The 24,459-nt window shown below is 59.3% G+C and carries 21 protein-coding genes; 14 read left to right on the forward strand and 7 right to left on the reverse strand.

The genetic code is table 11. The annotated features are described in order from the left end of the window. Window positions 1–139: 139 nt before the first annotated feature. The 8 genes from Q1A07_RS20105 to Q1A07_RS20140 all read left to right on the forward strand — a co-directional run bounded on the left by Q1A07_RS20105 (window position 140) and on the right by Q1A07_RS20140 (window position 9,964). Entirely contained in the window at window positions 140–922 is a 783-nt protein-coding gene (locus Q1A07_RS20105; RefSeq protein ID WP_299783953.1) for a B12-binding domain-containing protein, read from the forward strand. Beyond that, window positions 919–2,343 (forward strand): transcriptional regulator PpsR, encoded by a 1,425-nt coding sequence (gene ppsR / locus Q1A07_RS20110; RefSeq protein ID WP_299783955.1) that lies wholly within the window; start codon window positions 919–921, stop codon window positions 2,341–2,343. Before Q1A07_RS20105 ends, ppsR begins: the two co-directional genes overlap by 4 nt. Before the next feature lie 60 nt (window positions 2,344–2,403). After that, complete coding sequence (gene chlG / locus Q1A07_RS20115) at window positions 2,404–3,303, forward strand: chlorophyll synthase ChlG (RefSeq protein WP_299783957.1); 900 nt, start codon at window positions 2,404–2,406, stop codon at window positions 3,301–3,303. Further along, window positions 3,300–4,586, forward strand: a complete 1,287-nt coding sequence (locus tag Q1A07_RS20120) for a BCD family MFS transporter (protein WP_299783958.1) — start codon at window positions 3,300–3,302, stop codon at window positions 4,584–4,586. Before chlG ends, Q1A07_RS20120 begins: the two co-directional genes overlap by 4 nt. 3 nt (window positions 4,587–4,589) lie before the next feature. Further along, window positions 4,590–5,768, forward strand: coding sequence for a geranylgeranyl diphosphate reductase (locus Q1A07_RS20125; protein ID WP_299783960.1), 1,179 nt, complete (start codon window positions 4,590–4,592; stop codon window positions 5,766–5,768). Next, on the forward strand, window positions 5,765–6,304 hold the full coding sequence (gene idi / locus Q1A07_RS20130; protein ID WP_299783962.1) for an isopentenyl-diphosphate Delta-isomerase: 540 nt from the start codon (window positions 5,765–5,767) through the stop codon (window positions 6,302–6,304). The genes Q1A07_RS20125 and idi overlap by 4 nt, the downstream gene beginning before the upstream one ends. 232 nt (window positions 6,305–6,536) lie before the next feature. After that, on the forward strand, window positions 6,537–7,703 hold the full coding sequence (locus tag Q1A07_RS20135) for a 2Fe-2S iron-sulfur cluster-binding protein (RefSeq protein ID WP_299783964.1): 1,167 nt from the start codon (window positions 6,537–6,539) through the stop codon (window positions 7,701–7,703). Further along, entirely contained in the window at window positions 7,700–9,964 is a 2,265-nt protein-coding gene (locus Q1A07_RS20140; protein WP_299783966.1) for a mechanosensitive ion channel family protein, read from the forward strand. The genes Q1A07_RS20135 and Q1A07_RS20140 overlap by 4 nt, the downstream gene beginning before the upstream one ends. 65 nt (window positions 9,965–10,029) lie before the next feature. Here Q1A07_RS20140 and Q1A07_RS20145 read toward each other — a convergent pair whose 3' ends face one another. Continuing rightward, window positions 10,030–11,109: a carcinine hydrolase/isopenicillin-N N-acyltransferase family protein gene (locus tag Q1A07_RS20145; protein ID WP_299783968.1), complete on the reverse strand. Its 1,080-nt coding sequence runs from the start codon at window positions 11,107–11,109 to the stop codon at window positions 10,030–10,032. Between Q1A07_RS20145 and Q1A07_RS20150 the strand changes: the two genes are divergently transcribed. Then, window positions 11,108–11,980: a LytTR family DNA-binding domain-containing protein gene (locus tag Q1A07_RS20150; protein WP_299783970.1), complete on the forward strand. Its 873-nt coding sequence runs from the start codon at window positions 11,108–11,110 to the stop codon at window positions 11,978–11,980. The two genes, Q1A07_RS20145 and Q1A07_RS20150, sit on opposite strands and share 2 nt — an antisense overlap. Before the next feature lie 16 nt (window positions 11,981–11,996). Here Q1A07_RS20150 and Q1A07_RS20155 read toward each other — a convergent pair whose 3' ends face one another. Together Q1A07_RS20155 and Q1A07_RS20160 are read right to left on the reverse strand one after the other, a co-directional pair. Further along, window positions 11,997–12,275, reverse strand: a complete 279-nt coding sequence (locus tag Q1A07_RS20155) for a DUF1653 domain-containing protein (protein WP_299783972.1) — start codon at window positions 12,273–12,275, stop codon at window positions 11,997–11,999. A gap of 19 nt (window positions 12,276–12,294) precedes the next feature. Beyond that, complete coding sequence (locus Q1A07_RS20160) at window positions 12,295–14,019, reverse strand: adenosylcobalamin-dependent ribonucleoside-diphosphate reductase (RefSeq protein ID WP_299783974.1); 1,725 nt, start codon at window positions 14,017–14,019, stop codon at window positions 12,295–12,297. 415 nt (window positions 14,020–14,434) lie between these two features. On the opposite strand from Q1A07_RS20160, the gene Q1A07_RS20165 reads away from it, so the two are divergent. Both Q1A07_RS20165 and Q1A07_RS20170 read left to right on the forward strand, forming a co-directional pair. Beyond that, window positions 14,435–15,079 (forward strand): glutathione S-transferase family protein, encoded by a 645-nt coding sequence (locus Q1A07_RS20165; RefSeq protein WP_299783976.1) that lies wholly within the window; start codon window positions 14,435–14,437, stop codon window positions 15,077–15,079. A 23-nt stretch (window positions 15,080–15,102) separates the two neighbouring features. Beyond that, entirely contained in the window at window positions 15,103–17,136 is a 2,034-nt protein-coding gene (locus tag Q1A07_RS20170) for an EAL domain-containing protein (protein WP_299783978.1), read from the forward strand. 162 nt (window positions 17,137–17,298) lie between these two features. On the opposite strand, the gene nagA is transcribed toward Q1A07_RS20170, so the two are convergent. The 4 genes from nagA to Q1A07_RS20190 are packed head-to-tail and all read right to left on the reverse strand — an operon-like array spanning window position 17,299 to window position 21,099. After that, window positions 17,299–18,426, reverse strand: a complete 1,128-nt coding sequence (gene nagA / locus Q1A07_RS20175; RefSeq protein ID WP_299783981.1) for an N-acetylglucosamine-6-phosphate deacetylase — start codon at window positions 18,424–18,426, stop codon at window positions 17,299–17,301. Further along, window positions 18,426–19,454 carry an SIS domain-containing protein gene (locus Q1A07_RS20180; RefSeq protein WP_299783983.1) on the reverse strand — a complete coding sequence of 343 codons (1,029 nt, stop codon included), beginning with the start codon at window positions 19,452–19,454 and terminating at the stop codon, window positions 18,426–18,428. The genes nagA and Q1A07_RS20180 overlap by 1 nt, the downstream gene beginning before the upstream one ends. Window positions 19,455–19,456: 2 nt before the next feature. Then, entirely contained in the window at window positions 19,457–20,215 is a 759-nt protein-coding gene (locus Q1A07_RS20185) for a GntR family transcriptional regulator (RefSeq protein WP_299783985.1), read from the reverse strand. After that, window positions 20,212–21,099, reverse strand: coding sequence for a BadF/BadG/BcrA/BcrD ATPase family protein (locus Q1A07_RS20190; protein ID WP_299783987.1), 888 nt, complete (start codon window positions 21,097–21,099; stop codon window positions 20,212–20,214). Before Q1A07_RS20190 ends, Q1A07_RS20185 begins: the two co-directional genes overlap by 4 nt. Before the next feature lie 164 nt (window positions 21,100–21,263). Here Q1A07_RS20190 and Q1A07_RS20195 point away from each other — a divergent pair, with 164 nt between their 5' ends. From Q1A07_RS20195 to Q1A07_RS20205, 3 genes are all read left to right on the forward strand, one after another. Next, window positions 21,264–22,163, forward strand: coding sequence for an N-acetylmuramic acid 6-phosphate etherase (locus Q1A07_RS20195; RefSeq protein ID WP_299783990.1), 900 nt, complete (start codon window positions 21,264–21,266; stop codon window positions 22,161–22,163). 22 nt (window positions 22,164–22,185) lie between these two features. Beyond that, window positions 22,186–23,442 carry an ABC transporter substrate-binding protein gene (locus tag Q1A07_RS20200; protein WP_299783992.1) on the forward strand — a complete coding sequence of 419 codons (1,257 nt, stop codon included), beginning with the start codon at window positions 22,186–22,188 and terminating at the stop codon, window positions 23,440–23,442. An 83-nt stretch (window positions 23,443–23,525) separates the two neighbouring features. After that, window positions 23,526–24,449: a carbohydrate ABC transporter permease gene (locus Q1A07_RS20205; RefSeq protein ID WP_299783994.1), complete on the forward strand. Its 924-nt coding sequence runs from the start codon at window positions 23,526–23,528 to the stop codon at window positions 24,447–24,449. Window positions 24,450–24,459: the final 10 nt, after the last annotated feature.

A 24,459-nucleotide genomic window follows, 5' to 3' on the forward strand; every position in this document is an offset into this window, starting at 1 on the left:
GTTTTAGCGGTAGAGGTAGGCAGAATCTGTCAATTTGATTTGACATTAAGGCGGTCACGACAGAAGCTTAACGCAGTCAGCGACTCCGCGCGGGCCTGTGTCCGTGAGCATTATGTCCGGAGTCGGCCAAGGTGGTGCCATGTCGCAGGATGATCTATCACAGACGCGTGGCCTTCAACGCAACCGGCCGGAATACGTCGGGACACTTGCGACAAAGGTCATTTCCGTATTGCGCGACCGTCAGGTTGTGTGTCGCGACGGGGTGCGCCAGTTCGTGCTGGATCATCTGGTGCGCGCCATTCTCTCGCGCACCATATTCGACGCCGGGTTGCTGCTGGAGGAGATGCGCGGCCATCGGCTCAGCGTCGATGCGATCATTGACCTTTATATTCCGCACGCGGCCTGCGTTCTGGGGCAAAGCTGGGTTGATGATGATATCAGTTTTGCGGACGTCACGGTCGGGGCACTGCGATTGCAATCGCTGTTGGGCGAGGCGTCGCGTCAGACCCTGATCGACCTGCCGACCGATGAAACGCGGCTGCAGGTCATGGTTGTCTTGCCGCAGGGCGAACAGCATTTCCTGGGTATAAACGTCGTCGCAGCACAATTGCGCCGTATGGGCTGCGAGGTCTCGGTGTCCTTTGATGAGACGCTCGGCAGCCTCAGCGCCCGCGTCTTCAAGGAGCTTCCCAATCTGGTGATGATCTCCTGCGCGCGGCGTGAAACCCTTGAAACTGTCGTGGAGACAGTGCAAGTAATCCGCGCGGCAACCAAGAAGAGTCCCGTCATTGCGCTTGGCGGCGCCGTTCTGGACGAGGCCGAAGATCTGAAGAAAGCAACGGGCGTAGATATTGTGACCAAGACTGCCAAAGACGCCGTTACCTTCTGTACCAAAAGTGGCCGGATGCCGAACAGGAAATGACAACCGGCGCCAATACGTTCTGGAGCAGTGGCGCTGTGCCGCTGATCGAGCCTGAATTCCTGAGCAGCATTCTGGGGGCGGCCTCTGACATCGCGCTGGTGGTCTCTGCCGAAGGGGTGATCCTGTCGGTTGTGCTGAACACGCACAGCGAATCCTTTGGCAATCTCAAACATTGGGAAGGCCGGCCGGTTGTCCAGTTTCTGACCCGCGAGACGGCGCCGAAGTTTGAGGCAGCACATGCCGCCTATCTGGAAGGGGAGGTGCCGACCAAGCCGCTTGAGCTGAACCACAGCGACAATGCGGTCTGGCAATATCCCGTGCGCTATACGTTCCACCGGTTTGGTCAGGAGAATGCGGCCCTGTTGCTGGGCCGCGATCTGCGCCCGATCGCCGAGACACAGCAACAGCTGGTGCAAGCGCAGATCGCGCTGGAGCAGGGGTACGAGGCGCGCCGTGAGTTTGATGCACGGTTCCGTGTCCTTCTGGCCAATACCGATCAGGCGATTGCATTCGTCTCGGTTCAGTCAGGCCGGGTGGATGACGCCAATGAAGCGGCGGCGTCTCTTCTGGGTCTGAAGCTGGACTCGCTGAAAGGCAGTGCCTTTGCGCAGCAGTTTGCCGACCGCTCTACCGTAGAGCTGACCGAAAGCCTGATGAATGCCACCCTGGCGGAAGAAGGTGGCAAGGTCACATTACGCGCCCAGCGGGGCGGACGTGCGTTGACTGTGCGTCCCGTCATCTTCCGCGCGGGCGGTCAGCGTGTTCTGCTCTGCCGGATCGAGGAGCAGAACGAAAAGGTGAAATCTTCTGATGCGGCGGCCACACAAGCCCTGTCGCTTTTCAGGTCGGGCAGCGATGCGATGCTGTTCATGACGGGCAAGGGCGTGATCGTGTCGGTGAACGAGAGCTTTCTCGATATCATCGGGGCCGCGCATCTGTCGGATGTCGTCGGGCGTAGTTTTGCGGATTTCCTGGGGCGCGGGCAGATCGATCTGGGTGTGCTGACGGATCAGCCTCAGCGGTCCGGGCAGATGCGTATCTACGCTACCAAACTGATCAACGATCTGGGGACACGGCTGTCGGTCGAGATCTCCGCGTCGCATCTGGAAGAGACGGGTGAGGCTGTGATCGGCTGTGTCATTCGTGATGTGAGCCATGTGGAGGCCGGGCGCCAGCCCATGGGGGGCGGGTCTGCGCAGATGCCTGCAGAGCCTGCGCGCAATGTGATGGAGCTGGTGGGCTCCGCATCGCTCAAGGATATCGTGGCCGAGACGACGGATGTCGTTGAAAAGATGTGTATCGAGACCGCGGTCGAATTGACCAGCAACAACCGTGTGGCGGCGGCGGAAATGCTTGGCCTGTCGCGCCAGAGCCTCTACGTGAAGCTGCGGAAATACGGGCTGCTCAGCAAGAACAGCTGAGCAACAACTCCATCCCCCGTTCCTCTTGCGCCGACTCAAAGTGTCAGTCATAGTTTACACATGTCTGTCACTCAGGTCATACAGTCGCGCCGTTTTCCTGACCCTGCAGCGACGCTGCGATTGATCAAACCCATCACGTGGTTCCCGCCGATGTGGGCCTACCTGTGCGGGGTGATCTCCTCTGGCGTGTCGCCGTCCGGGCAATGGTGGCTGGTGGTCCTCGGGGTAATCCTCGCGGGCCCGATTGTCTGCGGCATGAGCCAGGCGGCGAACGACTGGTGCGACCGCCACGTCGACGCCATCAACGAGCCCGACCGGCCGATCCCCTCGGGGCGCATCCCGGGCCGCTGGGGCTTGTGGATCGCGCTGGCGATGTCGGTACTCTCCCTGATCGTTGGGTGGCAATTCGGTCCCTGGGGGTTTGGGGCCACCATTGTCGGCGTGCTCGCGGCCTGGGCCTATTCAGCAGAGCCGGTGCGGTTGAAGCGTTCCGGTATCCAGGGGCCGGGGCTGGTGGGCCTGAGTTACGAAACCCTGCCCTGGTTTACCGGTGCCGCCATTCTGAGCGCGGGGGCGCCGAGCCTTTATGTCATCACTGTGGCCCTGCTCTATGGTATCGGGGCGCATGGGATCATGACACTGAACGATTTCAAGGCGCTGGAAGGGGACCGGCAAACCGGGGTTAACTCCCTGCCGGTGACACTTGGGCCCGAACGGGCGGCCAAGGTTGCCTGTACCGTGATGGCGGTGCCGCAGGTGGTGGTCGTTGCCTTGCTAGTCCTCTGGGATAAGCCCTTGCATGCTCTCGGTGTCGGCGCCGTGTTGGGCGTGCAATTCTGGGCGATGACCGTGATGTTCAAGGATCCCAAAGCAAAGGCGCCCTGGTACAACGGCACCGGTGTTCTGCTCTATGTCAGCGGCATGATGATCACCGCTTTTGCCGTCCGGGGCCTGTCATGAGGCTGAGCTGGCTCTCCATCGTGCGGTTGGGCCTGGTGCAGATGTGTCTGGGCGCGATTGTGGTGCTCACCACCTCGACCCTGAACCGCCTGATGGTGGTGGAACTGGCCCTGCCTGCGGTGATGCCGGGCCTCTTGGTCGCCTTGCACTACGGCATTCAGATCACACGCCCGAACTGGGGGTTTCTGTCGGACACAGGTGGCAACCGGACCCGGTGGATCATCCTCGGGATGGCGGCGCTGGCGGCCGGTGCCATGCTTGCCGCCTATGGGGTTGTCGTGCTGGAGGCGCGGTTTACCCTGGGGCTGCTGCTGTCGATCCTCGCCTATGCGCTGATTGGTCTTGGCGTCGGGGCCTCGGGCACCTCTCTTTTGGCTCTGCTTGCGACAGCCACCGCGCCCACCCGGCGCGCCGCGGCAGCAACGATCACGTGGCTGATGATGATCGCCGGGATTGCGGTGACCGCGGGCGTGGTGGGCGCGCAGCTTGATCCCTATTCATCCGGGCTGCTTTTACAGATCGTGGCCTGCGTCACCGGTGGCGCCCTTGTCCTGACCTGCCTCGCTGTCTGGGGCGTCGAAGCCCGTGTCGACGCCGCCCCGGAAGCAGCCCATGTGCCCTTCCGCGAAGGGCTGGCGGAGATCTGGGCAGAGCGTAAGGCGCGCAATTTCACCTTCTTCGTCTTCCTGTCGATGACGGCCTACTTCATGCAGGAACTGATCCTGGAACCCTACGCCGGACTTGTTTTTGACTACAGCCCCGGTCAGTCAACCACGCTATCCGGGGCGCAAAACGGCGGCGTGTTTCTGGGCATGGTGGTCGTGGGCGTCATGGCCACGGGGTTCAAACTGGGCAGCCTGCGCGCCTGGGTGATCGGCGGCTGCCTAGGATCGGCGGCGATGCTGGGTGCCTTGACCCTGCTGGGGCAGCTCGGTGCCGGGGTGCCTTTGACGCCCGCAGTGGTGGGTCTTGGATTTTTCAACGGCGTCTTTGCCGTCGGGGCGATCGGGTCGATGATGGCCCTGGCCGGACAGGGCCGGCACGCGCGGGAAGGCACCCGCATGGGGCTTTGGGGCGCGGCACAGGCCTTGGCCGCAGGCTTCGGCGGGCTGATGGGCGCAGCATTGGTGGATGTGATGCGCGCTGGAATGGGCCGGGACGCCACGGCCTTCGGCACAGTTTTTCTGATCGAGGCGGCGCTTTTCGTGGCCGCTGCATATATGGCGTTGCGGGTGATGGACCGACCCGCGGTGCGGCATGAGGTTCTGGTTCCGGGAGAATGAGCCATGTATGATGTGTTTGTCGTGGGCGGTGGGCCCTCCGGGGCGACGGCGGCGCTGGATCTGGTCAACTCTGGCCACAAGGTCGCCCTGTTGGACCGCGAAGGGCGGATCAAGCCCTGCGGCGGGGCCATCCCGCCACGCCTGATGCAGGATTTCGACATCGCAGACGACCAGCTTGTGGCCAAGGTGAACACGGCGCGGATGATCTCGCCCACGGGGCGGCACGTGGATATTCCCATCGAAAACGGCTTTGTCGGCATGGTCGACCGCAAGGATTTCGACCCGTTCCTGCGCGCGCGGGCGGCGGCAGCCGGGGCCACGCTGCTGAGCGGCACCTTTGTGCGGATCGAGCGCGAGGACGCGGGCGTATTCGTTGTCTACCGGGACCGCGCCTCGGGCGAGGAGACACGCGTGCAGACCCGGCTGGTGATCGGGGCGGATGGCGCACGGTCCAAGGTGGGGCGGGCCGAGGTGCCGGGCGGCGATACGATCCCCTACGTGCTGGCCTACCACGAGATCATCAAGGCCCCCGCCAAGTCGGAACTCTATGACCCGGTGCGCTGCGACGTGATCTATGACGGCGATATCTCCCCGGATTTCTATGGCTGGATTTTCCCGCACGGCGACAGCGCCAGCGTGGGCATGGGGACCGAAATTTCCTCCGTTGATCTCAAACAGTCCACCGCAGCGTTGCGCGCCAGCGCTGGTTTAGCAGACTGCGAGACCTTGCGGCGGGAAGGCGCGCCCATCCCGCTGAAACCGCTGGACCGCTGGGACAATGGCAAGGACGTGGTGCTCGCCGGTGATGCGGCGGGCGTCGTCGCGCCGTCATCCGGCGAAGGCATTTATTACGCGATGGTCGGGGGTAGGGTGGCTGCAACTGCCTGTGCCGCGACATTGGCGTCCGGTCGAGTCAAAGATCTGCGTTTGGCGCGCAGCCTTTTCATGAAAGAGCACAAAACGGTGTTTCGCGTCCTTGGCTCCATGCAGAACGCCTATTACCGCAGTGACGAACGCCGCGAACGCTTTGTCTCGCTCTGCCACGACATCGACGTGCAGCGCCTGACCTTCGAAGCTTACATGAACAAGAAGCTGGTGCGTGCGCGGCCTATGGCGCATCTGAAAATCGGCCTCAAGAACCTTGCGCACCTGAGCGGACTTGTGGCACCGACGCGCGTATGACGATCATGATCCCGGCCTGGGTCAATGGCACGCTGACACCGGTGGAAAAGCTCGAAGCGCACCTGAAAGGGTTGCGGCACAAGGCGGTATCGGTTTTCGTGCTGAACGGCGACGCGGTGCTGATGCAGCAACGCGCCATGGGGAAGTACCACACGCCGGGGCTTTGGGCGAACACCTGTTGCACGCATCCCGAATGGGACGAAGCACCTTTGGACTGCGCCATGCGGCGGTTGGACGAAGAGATCGGCGTGACGGGCCTTGCACCGCAGCACCGCCATCATCTGGAATACCGCGCGGATGTGGGCAATGGGCTGACCGAGCATGAGGTGGTGGATGTCTTTGTGGCGCAGGCGCCCGCTGACCTGAAGATTACCCCAAACCCGGATGAGGTCATGGCGGTGTCTTGGATGCCATTTGATACGTTGCGTGCCGAGGTCGAGGCGACGCCGGAGACGTTCACACCCTGGCTGCGGATTTACCTGCGTGAGCATGGGGAAACCATCTTTGGCGATCTTGCGACCGCCTCCATGCCCTGAACTCGAAACATTTTCAGACTGTATCAGCCCGCATTGAGCATCCTGCGTGCCGTGTATTCGTCACGGGATCTGTTAGACTCTGCAGCCTATGATCTGGTTCAATTAATCGCTCCAGCTAAATCAGACGGGTTGCAAAGCCATTCCAGAATCCCGACAGTCTGAGGATAATCGCGCAAAGCGCGTATCCGGGTCGGTCTTTAACTGTGCGGGCCCATTGTAAGGGACAGATCGTATGAACCAAGCCAAGGGACCGCGCTCCGGGCTGATTGTGCGCACCATGCGCATCTGGTCGGGGCTTTTCTTGCTGATCTTCGTGACCAGCCATTTGCTGAACCTTAGCCTCGGTGTGTTCTCGCTCGAGGCTATGGACGCGGCCCGCCCCTACCTGTCCGAAATCTGGGCATCCCCGATGCTGGGCCCACTGTTGCTCAGCGCCCTTGTGATCCATTTCTTTCTTGGGCTATGGGCGATCTATCGACGCCCCACCTTGCGTACAAACCCCCAGGATCTTGTGCAGCTCCTCTCCGGTGTGATCGTTGTGCCGCTGCTGGCCACCCACGCGATTGGGGTTGCCTCCCTGAAAATCAACGGAGTGACCTTTGACTACGCAGCGGCCACCCGGTTTTTCTGGCTGGCGCAGCCCCAGATTGGATTGCTGCAGGTTGTCCTGCTTTCTGTCGTCTGGGTGCATGGCTGTGCCGGTCTCTTTACCTGGCTGCGGTCCAAGGAAAGCATGCGCAACATGTTGGGCTGGATCTATCCCATCGCTGTGGCGGTCCCGGTTCTGGCCCTGCTTGGATTTGCGGAAGCCGGGCGCGGGGTGCTGGTAGACGCGCAAGCCGCGCAACGGGCCAGCACGCAGGCCTATTCTGCCCCGACCGTAACGGCTGAGGCACCGCGGCCCGCAGCCCCGGCGGTGCAAAGGGTGGCGTATCAGACCGTAAAGACTGCAACCAGCCAGGTGATCTGGTGGTCCCTCGCTCTGGCCGCGCTGACTTTTGTCGCCAGGTCCGTGAAACTCGCGCTCCAACCGACCCAGGTGGTTCTGTTAAAGCATGGTGATGCCCAGCCCATCACCACCCAATCGAATTTGAGTATTCTGGACAGTTTCAAGCAGAACCATCAACCTCATGCCAGTCTGTGCGAGGGGCGCGGGCGGTGCGGGACATGTGCGGTGCGTATCGTCTCGTCGGAGTTTCCCCTGCCGGAGCCCACGGCGCTGGAGATGAAGACACTGCGCCGCATCGGGGCCGCAGAAGATGTGCGCCTCGCGTGTCAGCTGACACCCTCCGGCGGGTTTCTGGAGGTCGATCCGCTGTATCCGGCGGACTACAGTTTCAAGGACAAGGACTTTGAAAAGCCGGAGCTGGTCTCCAATCCCGCTGAGGTCCCGGCATGATCGGTCTCATGCGCGTCAGGGCGTGGGCCGCGGCTGTCCTACTGATACTATCGACTGTGGTTGCCAGCGCACAGGAACCGGCACCCGCCATTGATGCCCCCTCCGCGAACGACCTGCATGAATTCACCCGGCTGCTTGCGGACGACCGCATTCAGAACTGGCTGCAGGAGCAGGCAAATGACGCCGAAGCCGCCGCGCCGCAGAACATCAAATCCATTCGCGAGCAGTTGGCGGAGGCCACGGATCATGTCGGCGCGCGCGTCGCCGATCTGAGCGCGGCCTGGGCCAGTTTCAGTGAGGCACCCGAGGTCATCGCACAGAAGTGGCGGGAACAGCTAACACCGGACCGGCGGGTGCGCAGCCTGACCTTTGCGCTGATCTTCCTGTTCTTCGGCGCCGGGCTGGAGTGGCTGTCGCGGCAATACACCAACCCGCTGCGACGCCGGATCGAGTTCAGCACCTTCAAACGCCCCAGGGAGCGGTTGTTTGCGGCGCTGACCCGGACGGCGCTGGCCTTTGTCGGTCTGACGATGTTTGCCATCGGCAGCATCGGGGCCTTCTCCACCATCGACTGGCCGCCGCTGCTGCGCACGCTGATCCTCGCAGCACTTGTGGGGATCCTCTCCGTCCGGGCGATCAATTCGCTGACCAAGCTTTTCCTTGCCCCGCGCGTGCCGCAACTGCGGCTTTTGCCTGTCGGGGACAAAATGGCGCGGGTTACCGGGCAGGCCATCATGTTCTTTTCCGCGATGGTCATTTTTGCCGTCTCGCTGATCGACGTCTTTGATCAGCTCACGACATCGGATGTACAGGGCCGCATGGCACCGGAAACGCTTTCTGTTGCTGTCCTCTTTGCCGTTCTCTTGCTGGTGGCTGCACTGCTGCTGATTGCCATCTGTTTTGCGCAGGCCAGGAAGCATTCCGATGCCCTTTCCGACCGGTCCATGGCCCGTTGGCGCATTCATCTTAGTCTTTTGAGCGCCTTGGTGTTTGTCACATGGCTCTTTGATGTGCGGGCCCTGATGTGGACGGTGCTCAGCATTGGTCTGGCCATTCCCATCCTCAAGTTGTTGCGGGCCTGGACGGATATGACCTTTGACCAGGTCATCGCAGATTTCCGGGCAAAGGCGGAACGTGCTGCTCCCCCTGCTGAAGCGTCGGAGCTTGCAGATGCCGTGATCGAGGAAGAAGAGTCTGCCGACCCTGCACCCATCATCGATCCTTACGAGACCTACCGGCCCATTGCTCAAAGGCTGATCCGGTTTGCTATGTTCATTGCCCTTGGTCTCACGCTGGCACTGATCTGGAACGCGGGCATCTTCGAGAATTCGGAAAACCCCACCGTTGCACAGCGGCTGTTTTCTATTCTGATCGACAGCGCGGCGGCGGTGCTGATTGCGGACCTGATCTGGACCTGGGGCAAATCGTCGATTGATCGCCGCTTGGCCGCCTACAAGCCCCCCGAGGACGGGCAGGCCCCCGGACCCGAAGCGCGGATGGCGACCCTGCTGCCGCTGCTGCGTGTCGTGCTGATGGTCACATTGCTCAGCATGGTGGTGATGTCGGTCCTGTCCTCGATGGGGGTCAACATCGCGCCGATCCTTGCGGGCGCGAGCGTTATGGGCATTGCCATCGGCTTTGGTGCGCAGTCGCTGGTCAAGGATGTGGTGTCCGGCATCTTTTTCCTCGTCGATGATGCGTTTCGCGTGGGCGAATATGTCGAGATCGACCAGCTGCGGGGCACGGTGGAGAAAATCTCTATCCGCTCTCTGCAGATCCGGCATCACCGCGGCGCGGTGCACACGCTGCCCTTTGGTGAGCTGAAATCCATGACCAACTATTCGCGCGACTGGGTGATCATGAAACTGGAGTTCCGCGTGCCCTTCGACACCGATCTGCAACTGGTCAAGAAGATCGTCAAGAAGGTCGGTGCCGAGCTGAAGGCCAATGAGCATTATGGCGACAGTATTCTGGACACGCTGAAATCGCAGGGCGTGCGGCGGATGGAAGAATTCAACATGGTCGTGGGTGTAAAATTCATGACCCGTCCGGGCGAGCAATGGCTGGTGCGGCGCGATGCCTATCAGAAGGTGCGCGATGCTTTCGAGGCCAATGGCATCCGCATGGCCGAACGCAATGTGAAGGTCGAGATCGCGGGGGATCAGCCGCTGACGGAAGAAGAGCGCAAGGCCGTCACCGCTGCTGCGCAGGATGCCATTACCCAGCCCGTGACACCGGGCGTTGTCCCGGACGAACCCTAGGTGGCTTTGCAAGGTCCCGCCTTTACCGGGATGTTTGGCCGGGTAGGGGGCCGCAAGGTGCGCGCCTAGTCAGCGCAGGTAAAGGATCCCATCTGCGCTTTTACGATCGGTCCGGCCCATTCCAGCGGCATTCCTATCGTGTCCGCAAAACCGGCCAGCACGTTGGACAGAACGTCCGTCATCTCCGTGGCGGAGGGCTGAGCGAAATCCAAAGTGTCGCCCGTCGTGTGGGCGGTTTCGAGGTTCAGACCGGTCACGCTGTCGCGGCAGCTGAAATCGATATCTCCCATCTCGATGCGCCCCTGCGACGTGGTGTCGGTCAGCTTAAACCGGATGGTCTGCTCCGTCGGTGAAGCCACGATCTGCCAGCGCGTCTGATCGTTTTTAACATCCTCCAGCGCGGCAAAGGCATCCTTCGATCCGGAGTGGGTGGCGTGTGCCGCCAGGACAAACCGGTTCAGGCTGCTGCGCTCATGTGTCTTCGACACCGGCACGGGTTTGCTGCCGCCGAACCCCTCAAAGCTCGCCAGTCCGGCAAGAAGATCTTCATAGTCCGAGTTGGTCAGTGCCGGAACGGGCATGTCATGTCCCAGATGCACTGAAATTCCGTCGCGTGTCGGTGTGAGCGCCGCCGTCGCACCGGTGGCGTCTGCAACGAAGTAGTGGATCGGAACCATCGCCTGCACGGATGCCTCTCGTGCAAGGGTTACGGCCTCTTCGACCGATGCTGCGCGGTCCAGCAGCAATTGGATCAACTCCAATTCGTTCAGGATGTCCGTGCTCTTCGTGGCAGGAAACGCGGCGGCGTCGTTCCACATCAGCGAGACGAACAGCCCTTCGGTATTCATGCCCGCCGTCGGCATGCCAAATCCCATCTGATTGAAGGTGACGCTACCATGCTCGGTGGGCCAGCTTGCCGTGCTGTCTTCCATGATGGACGTGCGGACGCCACCTTGGGGGTTCACAAATATGTAGCCCGCCCCGGTCGCCGAGGTGTCATAGCTATAGGCAATCTCCCTCGATCCGGCAGGGCCGAGCGCCATCGTCGAACAGGCCAGCACCGCCGGCGCCACCACACATGTGATCGCGGCCAGCGACCACGCGGAATGTCTCTTGCCGAGCAATTCCTGAATTCGAAAAACCATGTTACGATCCTCTCCATCTGTCGGTTACAATCCTGTGCCCGACGGGATGACGCATCGATTGACGCATACTCAAGCGGAGTTTCGTGAAATGCCTGCAGGGATCGCGAACAACACCCTCAGGGCGGTTTTCGCAGAGGCGGTTGCCGAGCTTTTGGGCACACGCAGGCGGGTTTCCGTGCTGGTTCTGATCGCCTTGTTGACAGGTCTTGTGGGGCCTTTCGGGACGGACATGCATTTTCTTGAGGTGCAGCGATATCTCTATTGGGCGCTGATTGTCTTTGGCACGGCGATCCCGGTTCAGTTGGTGTTCTTTTCCGTGGAACGTGTAAGCCGCCGAATGAACTGGTCCGCTTTGATCTGGGTGCCCATTGCTTCTGTGGTCGCCGCGTTACCCGCGATGGCGGTCGTCAATGGCATCGCCTGTGCCTTCGGGTCCTGCATCGGCAGGGCGGGGATGACGGAGCTGTATCTTCAGTGCGCCGTTGTGATCCTGTCCATCGGCACAATGGTCAAACTTCTGTCGCCACGCGAAGCTATACCGATACCGGCACCGTCAGAGCCTGTGCTGCTGCATCGCCTGCCGGGGGCCCGGCGCGGCCGGCTGATCCGCCTGGCAGCGCAGGATCATTACGTCGAGGTCATTACAGATCAGGGCCGCAGCCTTGTTGCTATGCGTTTCAAGGATGCAATTGAAGAGGCAGGACAGGTGGCAGGCGCGCAGGTGCATCGCTCCCACTGGGTCGCGCGTGAGGCGGTTGTTGCCCGGCGCACTGTAAGCGGGAAGGTTGTCTTGGAACTGGCCGATGGCAGCCTTGTTCCGATTGGCCGGACCTTCCGTCGGAAGGCCTCTGATGCCGGCGTTCTTTTCTGACGCCGCTGCTTGATCGTCAAATCGCTGTGAACCTGCCGTCCCAGAATTCATTGGACGCGCGGACCCACACCGTCCCGTCCGCATCATCGTAGATCACGACCGGACTGCGATCCGCCTCCAGGATGCCTTCTGACAGCACACGGTAGAGCCCGCCTTTGCGGTGCTGATGTGTCGGCATCCAACGGGCGGCCCGATCCTCTGGCCATTTCCTGTCGGGTTCTGCAGCGGCGGGCGGAACCTTTTCCCGCCCGCCGCTCAACATCTGACTGCCAAAGCGCAGCATGCGTCGTATCATCTTCTGCCCCATCATCTGATCATGTCGAGAGGATAGACCCCGTTACGGCATTGGGGCGGAAGGTTGTGCACCCTTTGCAGCCGCTATCATAGGCTTTTATGTATACATCCTTGAAGAGTTCAAATGACATATCCGCCGGGCAGTTCACGGTTTTCGAAATGCCGCTGTCCACCCAAGCCTGCGCAGCGGCCTGCATGGCCACATGATCTGCGGGTTCCAGATCCATCGCGGTCACGAAACCCTCGGGCAGCGCGGCGTCCGCGCCGAAAATGCGACGGTGCAGCCAGATGGCGTAGTCTTCCACCGCCTCCAGCGACTTGCTGCCGTCGGGATTGCTGAACAGCCGTTGGTAGGACGCCGAAAAGATCGGTTCAATGCCCGAGGAGACGTTGCCCGCGTACATCGACGTTGTCCCCGTGGGGGCGATCGTGGTCAGCAGGCCGTTGCGCAGCCCATGGCGCATGATGGCTTGCCGCACATCCGGGTCGAGTTTCTGGATGTTCGTGTGCTTCTGATGACGCGTGCTGTCAAAGAGTGGGAAGCTGCCGCGCTCCGCCGCGAGCTTGGACGAGGCAAGATAGGCTGCGTTTTGCAAGGTGCGCATCCACTGCGACAGTGTCTCTGCCGCCTGTTCAGAGCCATAGCGCAGGCCGAGCATCATCAGTGCGTCCGCGACCCCCGTAACGCCGATGCCGATGCGCCGTTTGGCTTGTGCTTCGTCTTTTTGCGCCTCAACCGCGAACCGCGATACATCAATCGCGTTGTCCAGCATCCGAACAGCGACCTTGGCCAGGCGCTTCAACTCGTCAAAGTTCATCGTGGCCCCGGGCTGGAATGGGGATCGCACCAGCCGCGCGAGGTTGATCGAGGCCAGCGGACAGGTCCCGTTCGGCGGCAGCGGCTGTTCCGCGCAGGAGTTCGTTGCGGAGATGCTTTCAAGGTAGTTGAGCGGGTTGAGCGTGTTGATCCGATCAATGAACAGGACACCGGGTTCCGCCGTCTCATAGTTCGTTGTCAGGATCTTATCCCAAAGTTCCCGTGCTTTCACCTGCCGCAACGTCCAGCCGTTCCAGGTCAGGTTCCAGTCGTCATTCCTGCGCACGGCCTGCATGAAGTCATCGGTGATCATGACGGAGAGGTTGAAGTTTCGCAGCTCTGCAGAGGCTTCCTTGGCCGAGATGAAGGCCTCGATGTCCGGGTGGTCACAGCGCAGCGTCGCCATCATCGCGCCGCGCCCCATGCCGCTGACCACCATCTTGCAGACCGAATTGCAGATATCCATGGCCGCAAGCGGCCCCGCCGCAGGGCAATCCAGACCCGCGACCCCGGTGCCCCTGGGGCGCAGGGTCGAGAAATCGAACCCGATGCCGCCGCCCATCTTCATTGTCAGCGCCGCCTGTTTTGCGGTGTCCATGATGCCTTCGACTGAATCGGGAATTTCCTGCATGACAAAGGTATTGGACAACGTCACGTCGCGCGCGGTCCCGCACCCTGAAAGGATCCGCCCGCCCGGTAAAAGTTTGTAAGATGCCATGGCATCGTAGAATTGTGACGCAACAGCCTGCCGGTCAGATGGCTTTTCATTCTCCGTCAGCCCGTGGGCGACCCGTTTCCATGTGTCAGAAACCGTTTGATCCACAACGCGCCCCTGCGAGCGATATTGGTACTTGGCGCTCCAGATGCGATGCGCGATTGGATTTTCCGAGCTGGAGTTTTGCGGAACAAGATTGGTTTCTCTTAGCATTTTTGACATCCCCTTTTCTGGGGAGGACGCATAGCGAAGAGTTTGATTCAAAGTGTTAAGATCGGGTGGAAAGTTAACACATGGTAAACAAGATAGATCAAATATGCGATAGTTTGGGGATGCTGCTCACTCTGGCATCACTTGGCCGGAAATCTTAACGATCTGAGGGCGGATTAACGTTTTCGTCACGGGTGCGAAGTGACTGCTGCCGCTGATGTCCAGGTTGCGCTTGGCCGTGAGACCGCGCCGTGTTTGAGAAAATGAGGCTGACCGCGTCAGCAACTTGAAATTCTTGAGCGGTCGGAACTTGTCAAAATTTGAAAGGTATTGTCGGGAGAAACCCCGGCGCCCAGCCATCCTGTTCAAGGCGGGTTAACACTTGCGAAATATCAGTCTTGAGTGGTCAATTTCAATGATGGGTGTCTTCATGATCAAACTCTATGCATGCTTGGGATCGGGTAATTGCTTCAAGCCCTGGCTGGCGCTTCACCAGCTTCAAACCCCGTTTGAGCTTCGTCTGGTGGATGTTCTGGCGGGTGAGCAGAAGACCGACTGGTTTCTGGAGATCAATCCAAATGGCGTTGTCCCCTTTATGGTGACGGAGGACGGCCGCGGATTGGGTGAAAGCAATGCAATGCTCTGGTACCTGGCCGAGGGAACGCACCTGATGCCGCAGGACAAGACCGAGCGTGCACAGGCGCTGCAATGGATGTACTTCGAGCAGTCCAAGCTGGAGCCCTTCATTTCACCGGCCCGCTTTTTTACGACGATCCTGCCGCAGGAACGCGAAAATCGTGCCGCCGACATTGAAAACTGGCAAAATGCGGCGGCCCCGGGTCTTGCGCGCTTGGACGAACACCTGCGGGAGTTTCAGTTCATGGTGGGGTCTGGATACTCGGTCGCTGATATCGGGGTCTTTGGATACGTGCATGTTTTGGAGGAAGCCGGTCTTTCGATGGATGACTACCCAAACATCGCGCGCTGGATCGGGGATGTAAGCGCGACCAAGGGGTTCCGACCCCTTGGGAAACTTGGAGTCCAGGAGGGTAAGGCCGCCTGATCTGATTTCAGAGGTAATCCCAGATGCACGCGAAGAAAGCGAAATCAGAAGGGGACATCAGCAACACTGACCATCTGGCCAGTGATGCGCATGCCGTTCTTGATCTGTTTTCGGGGGCGAGGAACCTATCGACCCCGGTCTGGGTCTATGATGTAGACAACTGCCGGGTCGTCTATGCGAATGCGCAGGCCTGCAAAATGTGGCAGGCAGAGAGCGAAGAAGACCTGTGTTCGCGAGATATGTCCAAGGGCATGTCCTCCACAGTCGCAAAAAGACTGAAGCAATACCAGGCCGATTTCATCGAGCGCCAGACAACGTTCCGCGAAATGTGGACGCTCTATCCCAATGGAGAACCGGTCAGTTCCAGCGTCGCGTTTCGTGGGTTTCGCCTGCCAGACGGTCGGATGGCCATGCAGTGCGAAGTCCTTGAGCGGGCCAGCGATGAACCGGACAATCTGCGTAGCGCCGAAGCGCTGCTGCACACGGATGTAAAGATCGCCCTTTTCGAACTCGATGGTCCGGCGCTCTATATGAACCCCGCGGCTCGCAACTCGATTGGCGGACCATCCAAGAGTTTCCAGCAACTCTTCGTCGATTCAAAAGACTATCACGTCATGATGTTCGAACTGGATGGCTCCGGCGAACATCGTATGGTCGCCAGGGTAACGACAGCATCGGGCAAACATTGGTTCGATTTGTCTGCGAAACTATGCAGCGATGCAGTTACCGGCCAACCGGCGGTTTTGCTGACAGCCTTTGATGTGAGCGAGTTGAAAATTGCGCGAGACAAGGCACGCTACCTTGCGGACCGCGACCAGTTGACGGGATGCTATAACCGGGCGTTCATGCACCGGCTTGTAGAAGATCTCGCCAACGCCAGTGAAGTGCGATGTACGCTGCTTTACTTTGACGTAGACCGGTTCAAGAACGTCAACGATACATTCGGGCATGAAGCTGGCGACAACGTGTTGCGAGAGCTTGCCCTGCGCGCGCAACAGGTGATTGGCCCGGAGGATATCGTGGTGCGTCTGGGTGGTGATGAATTCGCCATTCTGCTTTACGAAGATGCGGATTACGTTCACGTCCACCAAAAAGCAAAGGTTCTGTTCTGCAATCTATCGGGACCTGTCAGAATTGGCGCAACCAGCATTGACGTCAATGTCAGCATGGGAATTGCGGATTTTACTCCAGCGCAAACAGACTTTGAGTCTGCGCTGCGCCAGGCTGATATTGCGCTTTATCACTCCAAGCGCGAAGGGCGGAACAGATACACGATTTACACAAGCGAAATGGGTGCGGCCGCGCTAGACCGGGCCAGGTTCAAAACAGAGATTGAGTCCGCATTAAAGCAGCGTGATTTTGTTTTGCACTATCAACCCAGAATCGATCTTCGATCAGGCAATGTTGTCTCGATGGAAGGCCTGGTGCGTTGGAAGCACCCTGAAAAAGGTATTGTCGGCCCGGATAATTTCATCCCGATCTGTGAAGAAACGGGGCTGATCGACAGTCTTGGGCAACAAGTCTTGGAGATTGGATTCGAGCAAGCAATGAAATGGCAGGATGCAGGTGAATACATGCATCTTTCGCTCAATATTTCTCCCCGCCAATTCGCTGACGAGCGGCTGACGGACATGTTGGCATCTTTTGCAAGAAAGCCCGGATTCCCAACCGACAGAATTGAGCTGGAAATCACTGAAAACGTTTTGATCGGCGATTTGGACGACATCGCATCCAAGCTGAAAACGATCACGGACATGGGGTACCGGATTGCCATTGATGATTTCGGGACCGGATACTCCAACCTATCGTATATTTCCCGAATTCCACTCAGTTGCATCAAGATCGATCAGTCGTTTGTCAGTCAGCTGCCAAAATCGGGCCCTATCATTCGTTTGATCCTCTCCCTCGGCAAGCAGATAGGCGCAACAATCGTCGCCGAGGGTGTCGAAACGCAGGATCAGTATGATTGGCTGTCGCGTCACCATTGCGATCAGATTCAGGGATTTTTCATCGCCCGCCCAGCTCCACTCGATGAACTTGGTGGTGACACCGGCTAGTGCTGTGAAGGGGTGCAAACAATAGCAGGTTGGATGCCAAACTCTCTATGTCGTCAGGATCAGTCAGGGCCGATCCCGCTGGCAAATACTGCGCACATTTCGTGAAGGATGAATGCTCGATATTGAGCGCGCGATGATGGTTCCTGTGGCTGGCGCAGCACGTCATAAACCGCGAATGTATCCTAAGTTGTCGTCCAGCAGAATTGCATTGGCCGCACTGCCTACGACAAATCGGCCTGCTGTACCGGGTTGAGGCAAGACTTGCGCAGGAAACAACGTCGCCATGGCAAAGGCCCTTTCTTTCGGTATCCCCAGGTTTTCGACAAGTATGGAAAGGGCGTGAGAAAGCTCCAGATCAGCGCCGGCAAGGGTGCCGTCTTCCAGCGTCAATTGGCCGTTCTGCCGCAGAATGCGGCGTCCGTTCAGTTTGAGTTCAGTGATGTCGGAACCGACCGTGGACATCGCATCGGTAACAAGAAAGATGTTTCCGGGTCCCTGCTTTGACGAAAGAGCGACACGCATGCTGGCCTGATGGACATGAATGTCGTCTGCGATCATTCCGGCCGAAATGGTCGAGGTGTGCAGTGTGGCTCCAACCAGTCCCGGCTCCCGGTTGCCCATCTGGCTCATGGCGTTAAAGAGATGCGTGACGCAGCATGCGCCCGCCTCAAAAGCGGCCTCCGCGTCCGCCATGGTACAATCCGTGTGGCCCAAAGAGACGATGACCCCGGCTTCGGAGAGCCGTGCGATCTGGTTGCAAGTCACGTTTTCAGGGGCAACGGTCAGCATAACATTCGCCAGGCGCTTTGCTGTTTCCACAAGAAAGGCTTCGTCGCTATCGGTCATCGGACGTATCAATTCCGGATCATGCGCGCCTTTCCGAGCCACGGATAAATGTGGACCTTCCAGGTGGATACCGATGATCCCGGGCATTTTATGCTCAATGGCGGCCTCGACGGCCTCCACCGCGGCACGTGTACGCGACGGCGTATCTGTAATCAGGGTCGGCAGGAGCGCGCGCGTCCCCGTGGTTGCATGCGCCTCTGCAATTGCTCTCAGGCCGTCGGCTGAGGTTTCATCGTTGAACATCACCCCGCCGCCGCCGTTTGCCTGTAAATCCACAAACCCTGGCAGGATTGTTCCGCCGGACAACTCCTCTATCTCGAACGCGGCGGGAACGCTTTCGGCGGGGACAATTCCGCAAAAAACGTCACCTTCCAACAGGAAAGCTTTTCCTTCATGAAGCTGCTTTCCGTCAAAAACATCCGCCCCTGTCAGCGCCCGGTTCATCAAATTGTTTCCGTTACTTTCTTGAGATGCCGTGGCTCATCTGGATTCATCCCGCGGGAGAGGGCCACCTGTTCGACCATCGCGTAGAATGAAACGATGAGAGAGATGGGATCAAGCAAAGGATGCGCAGTGCGTACGCAGGGTAAGCTGGCAGCATGAGTGGCTTGGTCGGATGTCACGAAAACCGACGCGCCCTTGCCCGCAATTTGGTCGGCCACTTCCACAAGGGAGGTTTCGGCCTGATCAGCCGCAGTCAGAGCGAGGACGGGAAATTCTTGGTCAACGATGGAGACCGGGCCGTGCAACACTTCTGCTGATGAGTAGGATTCTGCATGCAACTGGCACGTTTCTTTGAACTTGAGGGCCGCTTCGTTCGAGATGGCCAGCACTGGTCCGCGCCCGAGACAGAAAAGCGATTGTCGTGATGTAATCTCTGCACCCAATGCGCCCCAGTCCATCTGGGTTGCATGTTCCAGCATCTCTGGCAGGGCGTGAAGGGCTTGCAACAGTATCGTGTCTTTCTGCCATTCAGCCAACAGCCATATCGCGGAGACAGCAGAGGTTACAAAGGTTTTTGTCGCCGCCACGCTCAGTTCAGCGCCGGCGTGTAGATCGATAGTGTGAGTACTTACCCTGGCAAGGTCGCTGTCCGTGTGATTGGTGAGGGCAATACTCAGCGCACTCTGACTGGTCGCCATCATGGCCAATCGAACGATATCGGGACTTTTACCCGATTGTGACACTGCAAGGCATGCACACCGTGACAGCGAAAGCTCACGGTCGTAAATTGAGGATACCGACGGACCAACGGACGCAACCGGAATACCGGCTACGAGCTCGCAGGCATATTTGAAATAGGTCGCTGCGTGATCGGAAGATCCTCGTGCAACCGAAATCATGAAGAGAGGATCAGCCGCGCGCAGCGCGTTTGCCGCAGCCTCTATGGAGGACGCCCCTTTTGTCAGGAGTGCATCAACCGCAGCGGGGATTTCAAGAATCTCCCGTCGCATATGTGTTTGGGCAGACATGGTTATTCCTTGGATAGCCTGAGTTCGGCAACAAAATTGTAGGAGTCGCCGCGATAGATCGATTGCGTGAATTCCGCGACGCGCCCGGAGGCAAGGTAGGAGGTACGTTCAATCCGCAGGCCCGCGTCCCCCGGTGAAACGGCGAGCAGTTCAGCATCCGCCGAAGCAAGATTGATCGCAGAAATTTTCTGGAGCGCCCGAACAGGCCGATGCCCGTCCAGCTCCAGCGTTTCATAAAGCGAGGTCTCGACCGCCAGCGGGTTGGGCAGGATATCCGTGGGCAGGGAGGCCCGCTCAATGGCGATGGGCTCGCCATCCGCCATGCGCAATCGCGTGATACGCGCCACGGACTCCTCCGAAGACAGGGCCAGAGAGGTCATTTCATCCGGTGACGGCATGAAGAGACCGCGCTCCAGCCAGCGGGAGGTCGAAGCCTTCCCCCGCCGTTCCATGTCTTCCGAGAAAGACGTCAGCCGGGACAGTTTCTGTTCGATCCGTTCAGGCTTGGAGGAGATGAAAGAGCCGGAGCCCTGTCTCTGAACAATGGTGCCGTCTTCTGCCAAGGATTGGATCGCCTTGCGCACGGTCACGCGCGAGAAATCCGTGATGGAGGCTATTTCGCGCTCGGGGGGCAGGGGGCTGCCCGGCGGCAGAATGCCCTTGGACACGCCCTCGCTCAAACGCTGACGCAGCTGAACGTACCTTGGCCCGCCGTCATGGCGAAACCAATCCGTGGGCTCGAGGAAATCGGCAACGCTCATGACGCTTCCCCCATGCTTTGCAGATGCTGCTGCGCCAGGTGCAGCGCACCATCCAGCGCAGAACCGGCGGGTGGATGAATGTGTTTTCTGAACCCTGCGTCGATATACGGTTCGTAGTGTGGGCCGACGCCTCCCGCGAGACAGAGTTTGTCGCCATCCTTCAGGCCCACCGCCCCAATACAGGTGTTCAGGTACTCTGCGCCCCATTTCATCAGGGTCAGCGCGTTTGGATCATCCTGCCGGGCGGCCTCGACCACCATGGGCGCAAAACTGGCATAATCGCCCGGCGCGGCATTTTTAGTGAATTGTACAATCTCGTTCGGTGCGTCGTTGAAATGCGCCAGAAGGGCGGCGGTGAGGCCTGAATGCTCCACAAGCCCGTCCTGTGCAAGCATCGTGCGGCGCAAGGCGTTGTGGCCCAGCCACCCACCGGATGCCTGGTCGGCCAGATCGTGACCCCAGCCTCCAAAATATCGCACTGCATCGCGGGATCGCGACGCGACGATTGTTCCGGTGCCGATCGCGGCCAACATCCCGTCTTCATCCTTCAGGGCACCTGTGAGGGACGTGATCCGGTCATCCGTCACGGCGGTATCTCTGAAAGGCATCGCAGCAGCGACCGATGCAGCATCCGAGGCGTCCATCACGCCCGCCAGGCCCAAATGTGCGATGCAGTTCTTTTGCCACCCCTCCGCGAGCCCTGCGGTTGATGCGACGGCCTGCAGGGCAGACAAGATGTTTCTCAGTGTTGCGTCCGGGTTGGTTGCAAAGTTCGCGGGGCCACCGGGCACCTCGCTTATCCGCGCGCCGTCTGGAGCGGCAACAGCGACCCGACAGCCGGTTCCGCCACCATCAACGCCCACCAGGAAATATGCCGAGTTCATACGCATAGAATACCTATATCATACCTTTTGGCAGATACAACATCCAATTAGAAACCAAAATAGGGTTTATCAGATGATTTTTTAATCATATCTTAATAGCTAAATAAATTGGTAGACAAAAGGTATTACTTAGGTATTATATCCGGAAATCTGGGGAGTCGAACGTGCAAACTCATACGTCTCAAGGCAATCGCGGCGCAGCAATAGATCAGTTGTCTGAACGTGATGCGATGTCTGCAATGCTTACCTCGCATATTGCCGCTTTGGAGGCGGCGCGGTCAGCGATTGCCGATATCTCTGCCGCCAGTGCTCTGGTCGCGCGCACCGTTGCGGCCGGAGGGACAGTGCACTACGCCGCCGCTGGAAGCTCCGGGCTGATGGCGCTGGCAGACGCTTGCGAGCTGCCCGGCACGTTCCAGATATCGCCCGGTCAAATACGTATCCACATGGCTGGAGGGGTGCCCGCGGAGGGCGTGATGTCCGGTAGCACAGAGGACGACCGCGAGGACGCAGCGCGCGCCGCAAGTGCCGTCGATCAAAATGATGTAGCAATCGTCGTGAGTGCGAGTGGCACCACGCCCTATGCGCTCGCTTTTGCTGAGGCCGCTTGCACACGCGGCGTGTCTGTCATCGGGATCGCAAATACCGCCAATTCCGCGCTGCTGGCGGCGTCAGACGTTGCCATTTCGCTCAACACTGCACCAGAGGTGGTCGAGGGTTCAACGCGGCTCGCGGCAGGCACCGCGCAGAAGGCTGTCCTGAATATGATTTCTACGCAGGTCGGCGTGCTGCTCGGACATGTGCATGACGGCCTGATGATCAACCTGAACCCCGACAACATCAAGCTGCGGCAGCGGGCGTCCGATATCGTGTCACGCATTGCGTGTGTTGCCGCCGATGATGCGGATGAGGCCCTGAGAATGACGGGATATAACGCGAAACTTGCGACTCTTGTCGCTGCCGGGGCAGGTTTGAGCGAGGCGAAGGCCCTGTTGACCCAGAACCGGGGACACCTGCGCGCTTGTCTACGTGATATCGCGCCAAGAACAAAACCCAACACATGATTTTAATCCAAGGGAGAAACCAATGAAAACCAATACATTAAAGGGCGTTCTGCTGGCAACCACGCTGCTGGGTGCCACCGCGGCCACCGCACAACAGGCGGAGCTGACCATCGAAAGCTGGCGCAATGATGATCTGGCGATCTGGCAAGACAAGATCATTCCGGCCTTCGAGGCCGAGCACCCGGACATCAAGGTGAAATTCACGCCCTCTGCTCCCGCCGAATATAATGCCGTGCTCAACTCCAAGCTGGACGCGGGCTCTGCCGGTGACATCATCACCTGCCGTCCTTTCGATGCCTCATTGGCGCTCTATGAGGCCGGTCATCTGGCCGATCTGAGCGGCATGGAGGGCATGTCGAATTTTTCCGACGTGGCGAAATCGGGTTGGTCCACGGATGATGGCGGCGCCACCTATTGTGTGCCGATGGCCTCGGTGATCCACGGTTTCATCTACAATAAGGACGCCTTTGAAGAGGTTGGCGTCGCGGTGCCGCAGACCGAAGAGGAATTCTTTGCGGTCCTTGAGGCATTCAAGCAGGACGGCAACTACATCCCGATGGCCATGGGCACGAATGACCAATGGGAAGCGGCGACCATGGGGTACAACAACATCGGTCCGAACTACTGGAAGGGCGAAGAGGGGCGGAATGCCCTGATCGCCGGGAACCAGAAGCTGACAGATGAAGGCTGGGTCGCGCCCTATCGCCAACTGGCAAAGTGGGGCGACTATATGGGTGACGGCTATGAGGCGCAGACCTACCCCGACAGCCAGAACATCTTTACGCTGGGGCGCGCGGCGATCTATCCGGCGGGCAGCTGGGAAATCTCCGGCTTCAACGCCCAGGCGGATTTCGAGATGGGTGCCTTCAACCCGCCCGTCCAGAGTGCGGGCGATACCTGCTACATCTCCGATCACACGGATATCGGCATCGGCATGAACGCGGCGACGGACAGCTCCGAGGCGGCAAAAACCTTCCTCAACTGGGTTGCCTCGTCGGAGTTCTCTACCATCTTCGCCAATGCGCTACCGGGCTTCTTCCCGCTGTCGAACGCTGCCGTGGAGCTTGAGGACCCGCTGGCACAGGAGTTTATTTCCTGGCGTGACACATGTGAAAGCTCGATCCGCTCGACCTATCAGATCCTGTCGCGCGGCACGCCGAACCTTGAGAACGAAACCTGGAATGCCTCCGTTGCGGTGATCAAGGGGGATGAAAGCCCTGAGGACGCCGGCAAACGTCTGCAGGACGGGCTGGCCAGCTGGTACGCGCCGCAGCAGTAACGCGCTCTGCCAAGAAACTCCGGGCGACATGCGTGCGCCCGGAGACCTATAGTATTCTCCCCACATCGCCCAGGAGACGGCCCATGGCTGCGCCTTCAAAGCAAAAAACCAGATGGCATATCGCCGTTTTCCTGGCGCCCGCCGTGCTGGTCTATACGGCGGTGATGATCTATCCGCTCTTCAACACCCTGCGGTTGTCGCTCTATTCCGAGATCGATCAGGAGCGCATCTGGGTCGGGCTGCAGAACTTTCGCACCCTCTTTGGGGATGCGATCTGGTCTGACCAATTCTGGAACGCGCTGGCCAATAACGGATGGTTCTTTCTCATCCACATGCTGGTGCAAAACCCGATCGGCATTGCGCTGGCCGCGATCCTGTCGTCACCCCGGCTTAGGTTTTCCGCGTTCTACCGTTCTGCGATCTTTATCCCGACCATCCTGTCCTTTGTCATCGTCGGCTTTGCCTGGAAACTGATCCTTTCACCGATCTGGGGCATTGCACCCGGCATGCTGGATGCGATTGGGCTGAAGTTCCTTTACCAGCCCTGGCTGGGCAAGGAGGAATACGCGCTGACAACGCTGAGCCTGGTGTCCGTCTGGCAGTACGTGGGCATCCCGATGATGCTGATCTATGCCGCGCTTCTGTCTATCCCGGATGAAATCCTTGAGGCGGGGGAGTGTGACGGGATTACCGGCATGGCGGCGTTCTGGAAGATCAAACTGCCGCTCATTCTACCCTCCATTGGTATCATTTCAGTGCTGACCTTCGTGGCGAATTTCAACGCCTTTGACCTGATCTATGCCGCGCAGGGCGCGCTCGCCGGGCCGGATTTCAGCACGGATATTCTGGGCACCTTCATGTACCGCACCTTCTTTGGGTTTCAGTTGCAGCTGGGCGATCCGCACATGGGGTCCGCCATCGCGTCGGCCATGTTCGGGATCATTCTGATTGGCGTCTGCATCTACCTCTTCGGCATCCAGCGCCGCCTGCGCAACTACCAGTTCTAGGGGTGAGACG

Source organism: uncultured Roseobacter sp., assembly GCF_947492555.1.
Classification (GTDB): Bacteria; Pseudomonadota; Alphaproteobacteria; order Rhodobacterales; family Rhodobacteraceae; genus Roseobacter.

What these genes read in the sequence shown, in the direction of transcription:
- Q1A07_RS20105 (WP_299783953.1), top strand. Translation starts at nt 140, where the DNA reads ATGTCGCAGGATGATCTATCACAGACGCGTGGCCTTCAACGCAACCGG.
- ppsR (WP_299783955.1), top strand. Translation starts at nt 919, where the DNA reads ATGACAACCGGCGCCAATACGTTCTGGAGCAGTGGCGCTGTGCCGCTG.
- chlG (WP_299783957.1), top strand. Translation starts at nt 2,404, where the DNA reads ATGTCTGTCACTCAGGTCATACAGTCGCGCCGTTTTCCTGACCCTGCA.
- Q1A07_RS20120 (WP_299783958.1), top strand. Translation starts at nt 3,300, where the DNA reads ATGAGGCTGAGCTGGCTCTCCATCGTGCGGTTGGGCCTGGTGCAGATG.
- Q1A07_RS20125 (WP_299783960.1), top strand. Translation starts at nt 4,590, where the DNA reads ATGTATGATGTGTTTGTCGTGGGCGGTGGGCCCTCCGGGGCGACGGCG.
- idi (WP_299783962.1), top strand. Translation starts at nt 5,765, where the DNA reads ATGACGATCATGATCCCGGCCTGGGTCAATGGCACGCTGACACCGGTG.
- Q1A07_RS20135 (WP_299783964.1), top strand. Translation starts at nt 6,537, where the DNA reads ATGAACCAAGCCAAGGGACCGCGCTCCGGGCTGATTGTGCGCACCATG.
- Q1A07_RS20140 (WP_299783966.1), top strand. Translation starts at nt 7,700, where the DNA reads ATGATCGGTCTCATGCGCGTCAGGGCGTGGGCCGCGGCTGTCCTACTG.
- Q1A07_RS20150 (WP_299783970.1), top strand. Translation starts at nt 11,108, where the DNA reads ATGTTACGATCCTCTCCATCTGTCGGTTACAATCCTGTGCCCGACGGG.
- Q1A07_RS20145 (WP_299783968.1), bottom strand. Translation starts at nt 11,109, where the DNA reads ATGGTTTTTCGAATTCAGGAATTGCTCGGCAAGAGACATTCCGCGTGG.
- Q1A07_RS20155 (WP_299783972.1), bottom strand. Translation starts at nt 12,275, where the DNA reads ATGATACGACGCATGCTGCGCTTTGGCAGTCAGATGTTGAGCGGCGGG.
- Q1A07_RS20160 (WP_299783974.1), bottom strand. Translation starts at nt 14,019, where the DNA reads ATGCTAAGAGAAACCAATCTTGTTCCGCAAAACTCCAGCTCGGAAAAT.
- Q1A07_RS20165 (WP_299783976.1), top strand. Translation starts at nt 14,435, where the DNA reads ATGGGTGTCTTCATGATCAAACTCTATGCATGCTTGGGATCGGGTAAT.
- Q1A07_RS20170 (WP_299783978.1), top strand. Translation starts at nt 15,103, where the DNA reads ATGCACGCGAAGAAAGCGAAATCAGAAGGGGACATCAGCAACACTGAC.
- nagA (WP_299783981.1), bottom strand. Translation starts at nt 18,426, where the DNA reads ATGAACCGGGCGCTGACAGGGGCGGATGTTTTTGACGGAAAGCAGCTT.
- Q1A07_RS20180 (WP_299783983.1), bottom strand. Translation starts at nt 19,454, where the DNA reads ATGTCTGCCCAAACACATATGCGACGGGAGATTCTTGAAATCCCCGCT.
- Q1A07_RS20185 (WP_299783985.1), bottom strand. Translation starts at nt 20,215, where the DNA reads ATGAGCGTTGCCGATTTCCTCGAGCCCACGGATTGGTTTCGCCATGAC.
- Q1A07_RS20190 (WP_299783987.1), bottom strand. Translation starts at nt 21,099, where the DNA reads ATGAACTCGGCATATTTCCTGGTGGGCGTTGATGGTGGCGGAACCGGC.
- Q1A07_RS20200 (WP_299783992.1), top strand. Translation starts at nt 22,186, where the DNA reads ATGAAAACCAATACATTAAAGGGCGTTCTGCTGGCAACCACGCTGCTG.
- Q1A07_RS20205 (WP_299783994.1), top strand. Translation starts at nt 23,526, where the DNA reads ATGGCTGCGCCTTCAAAGCAAAAAACCAGATGGCATATCGCCGTTTTC.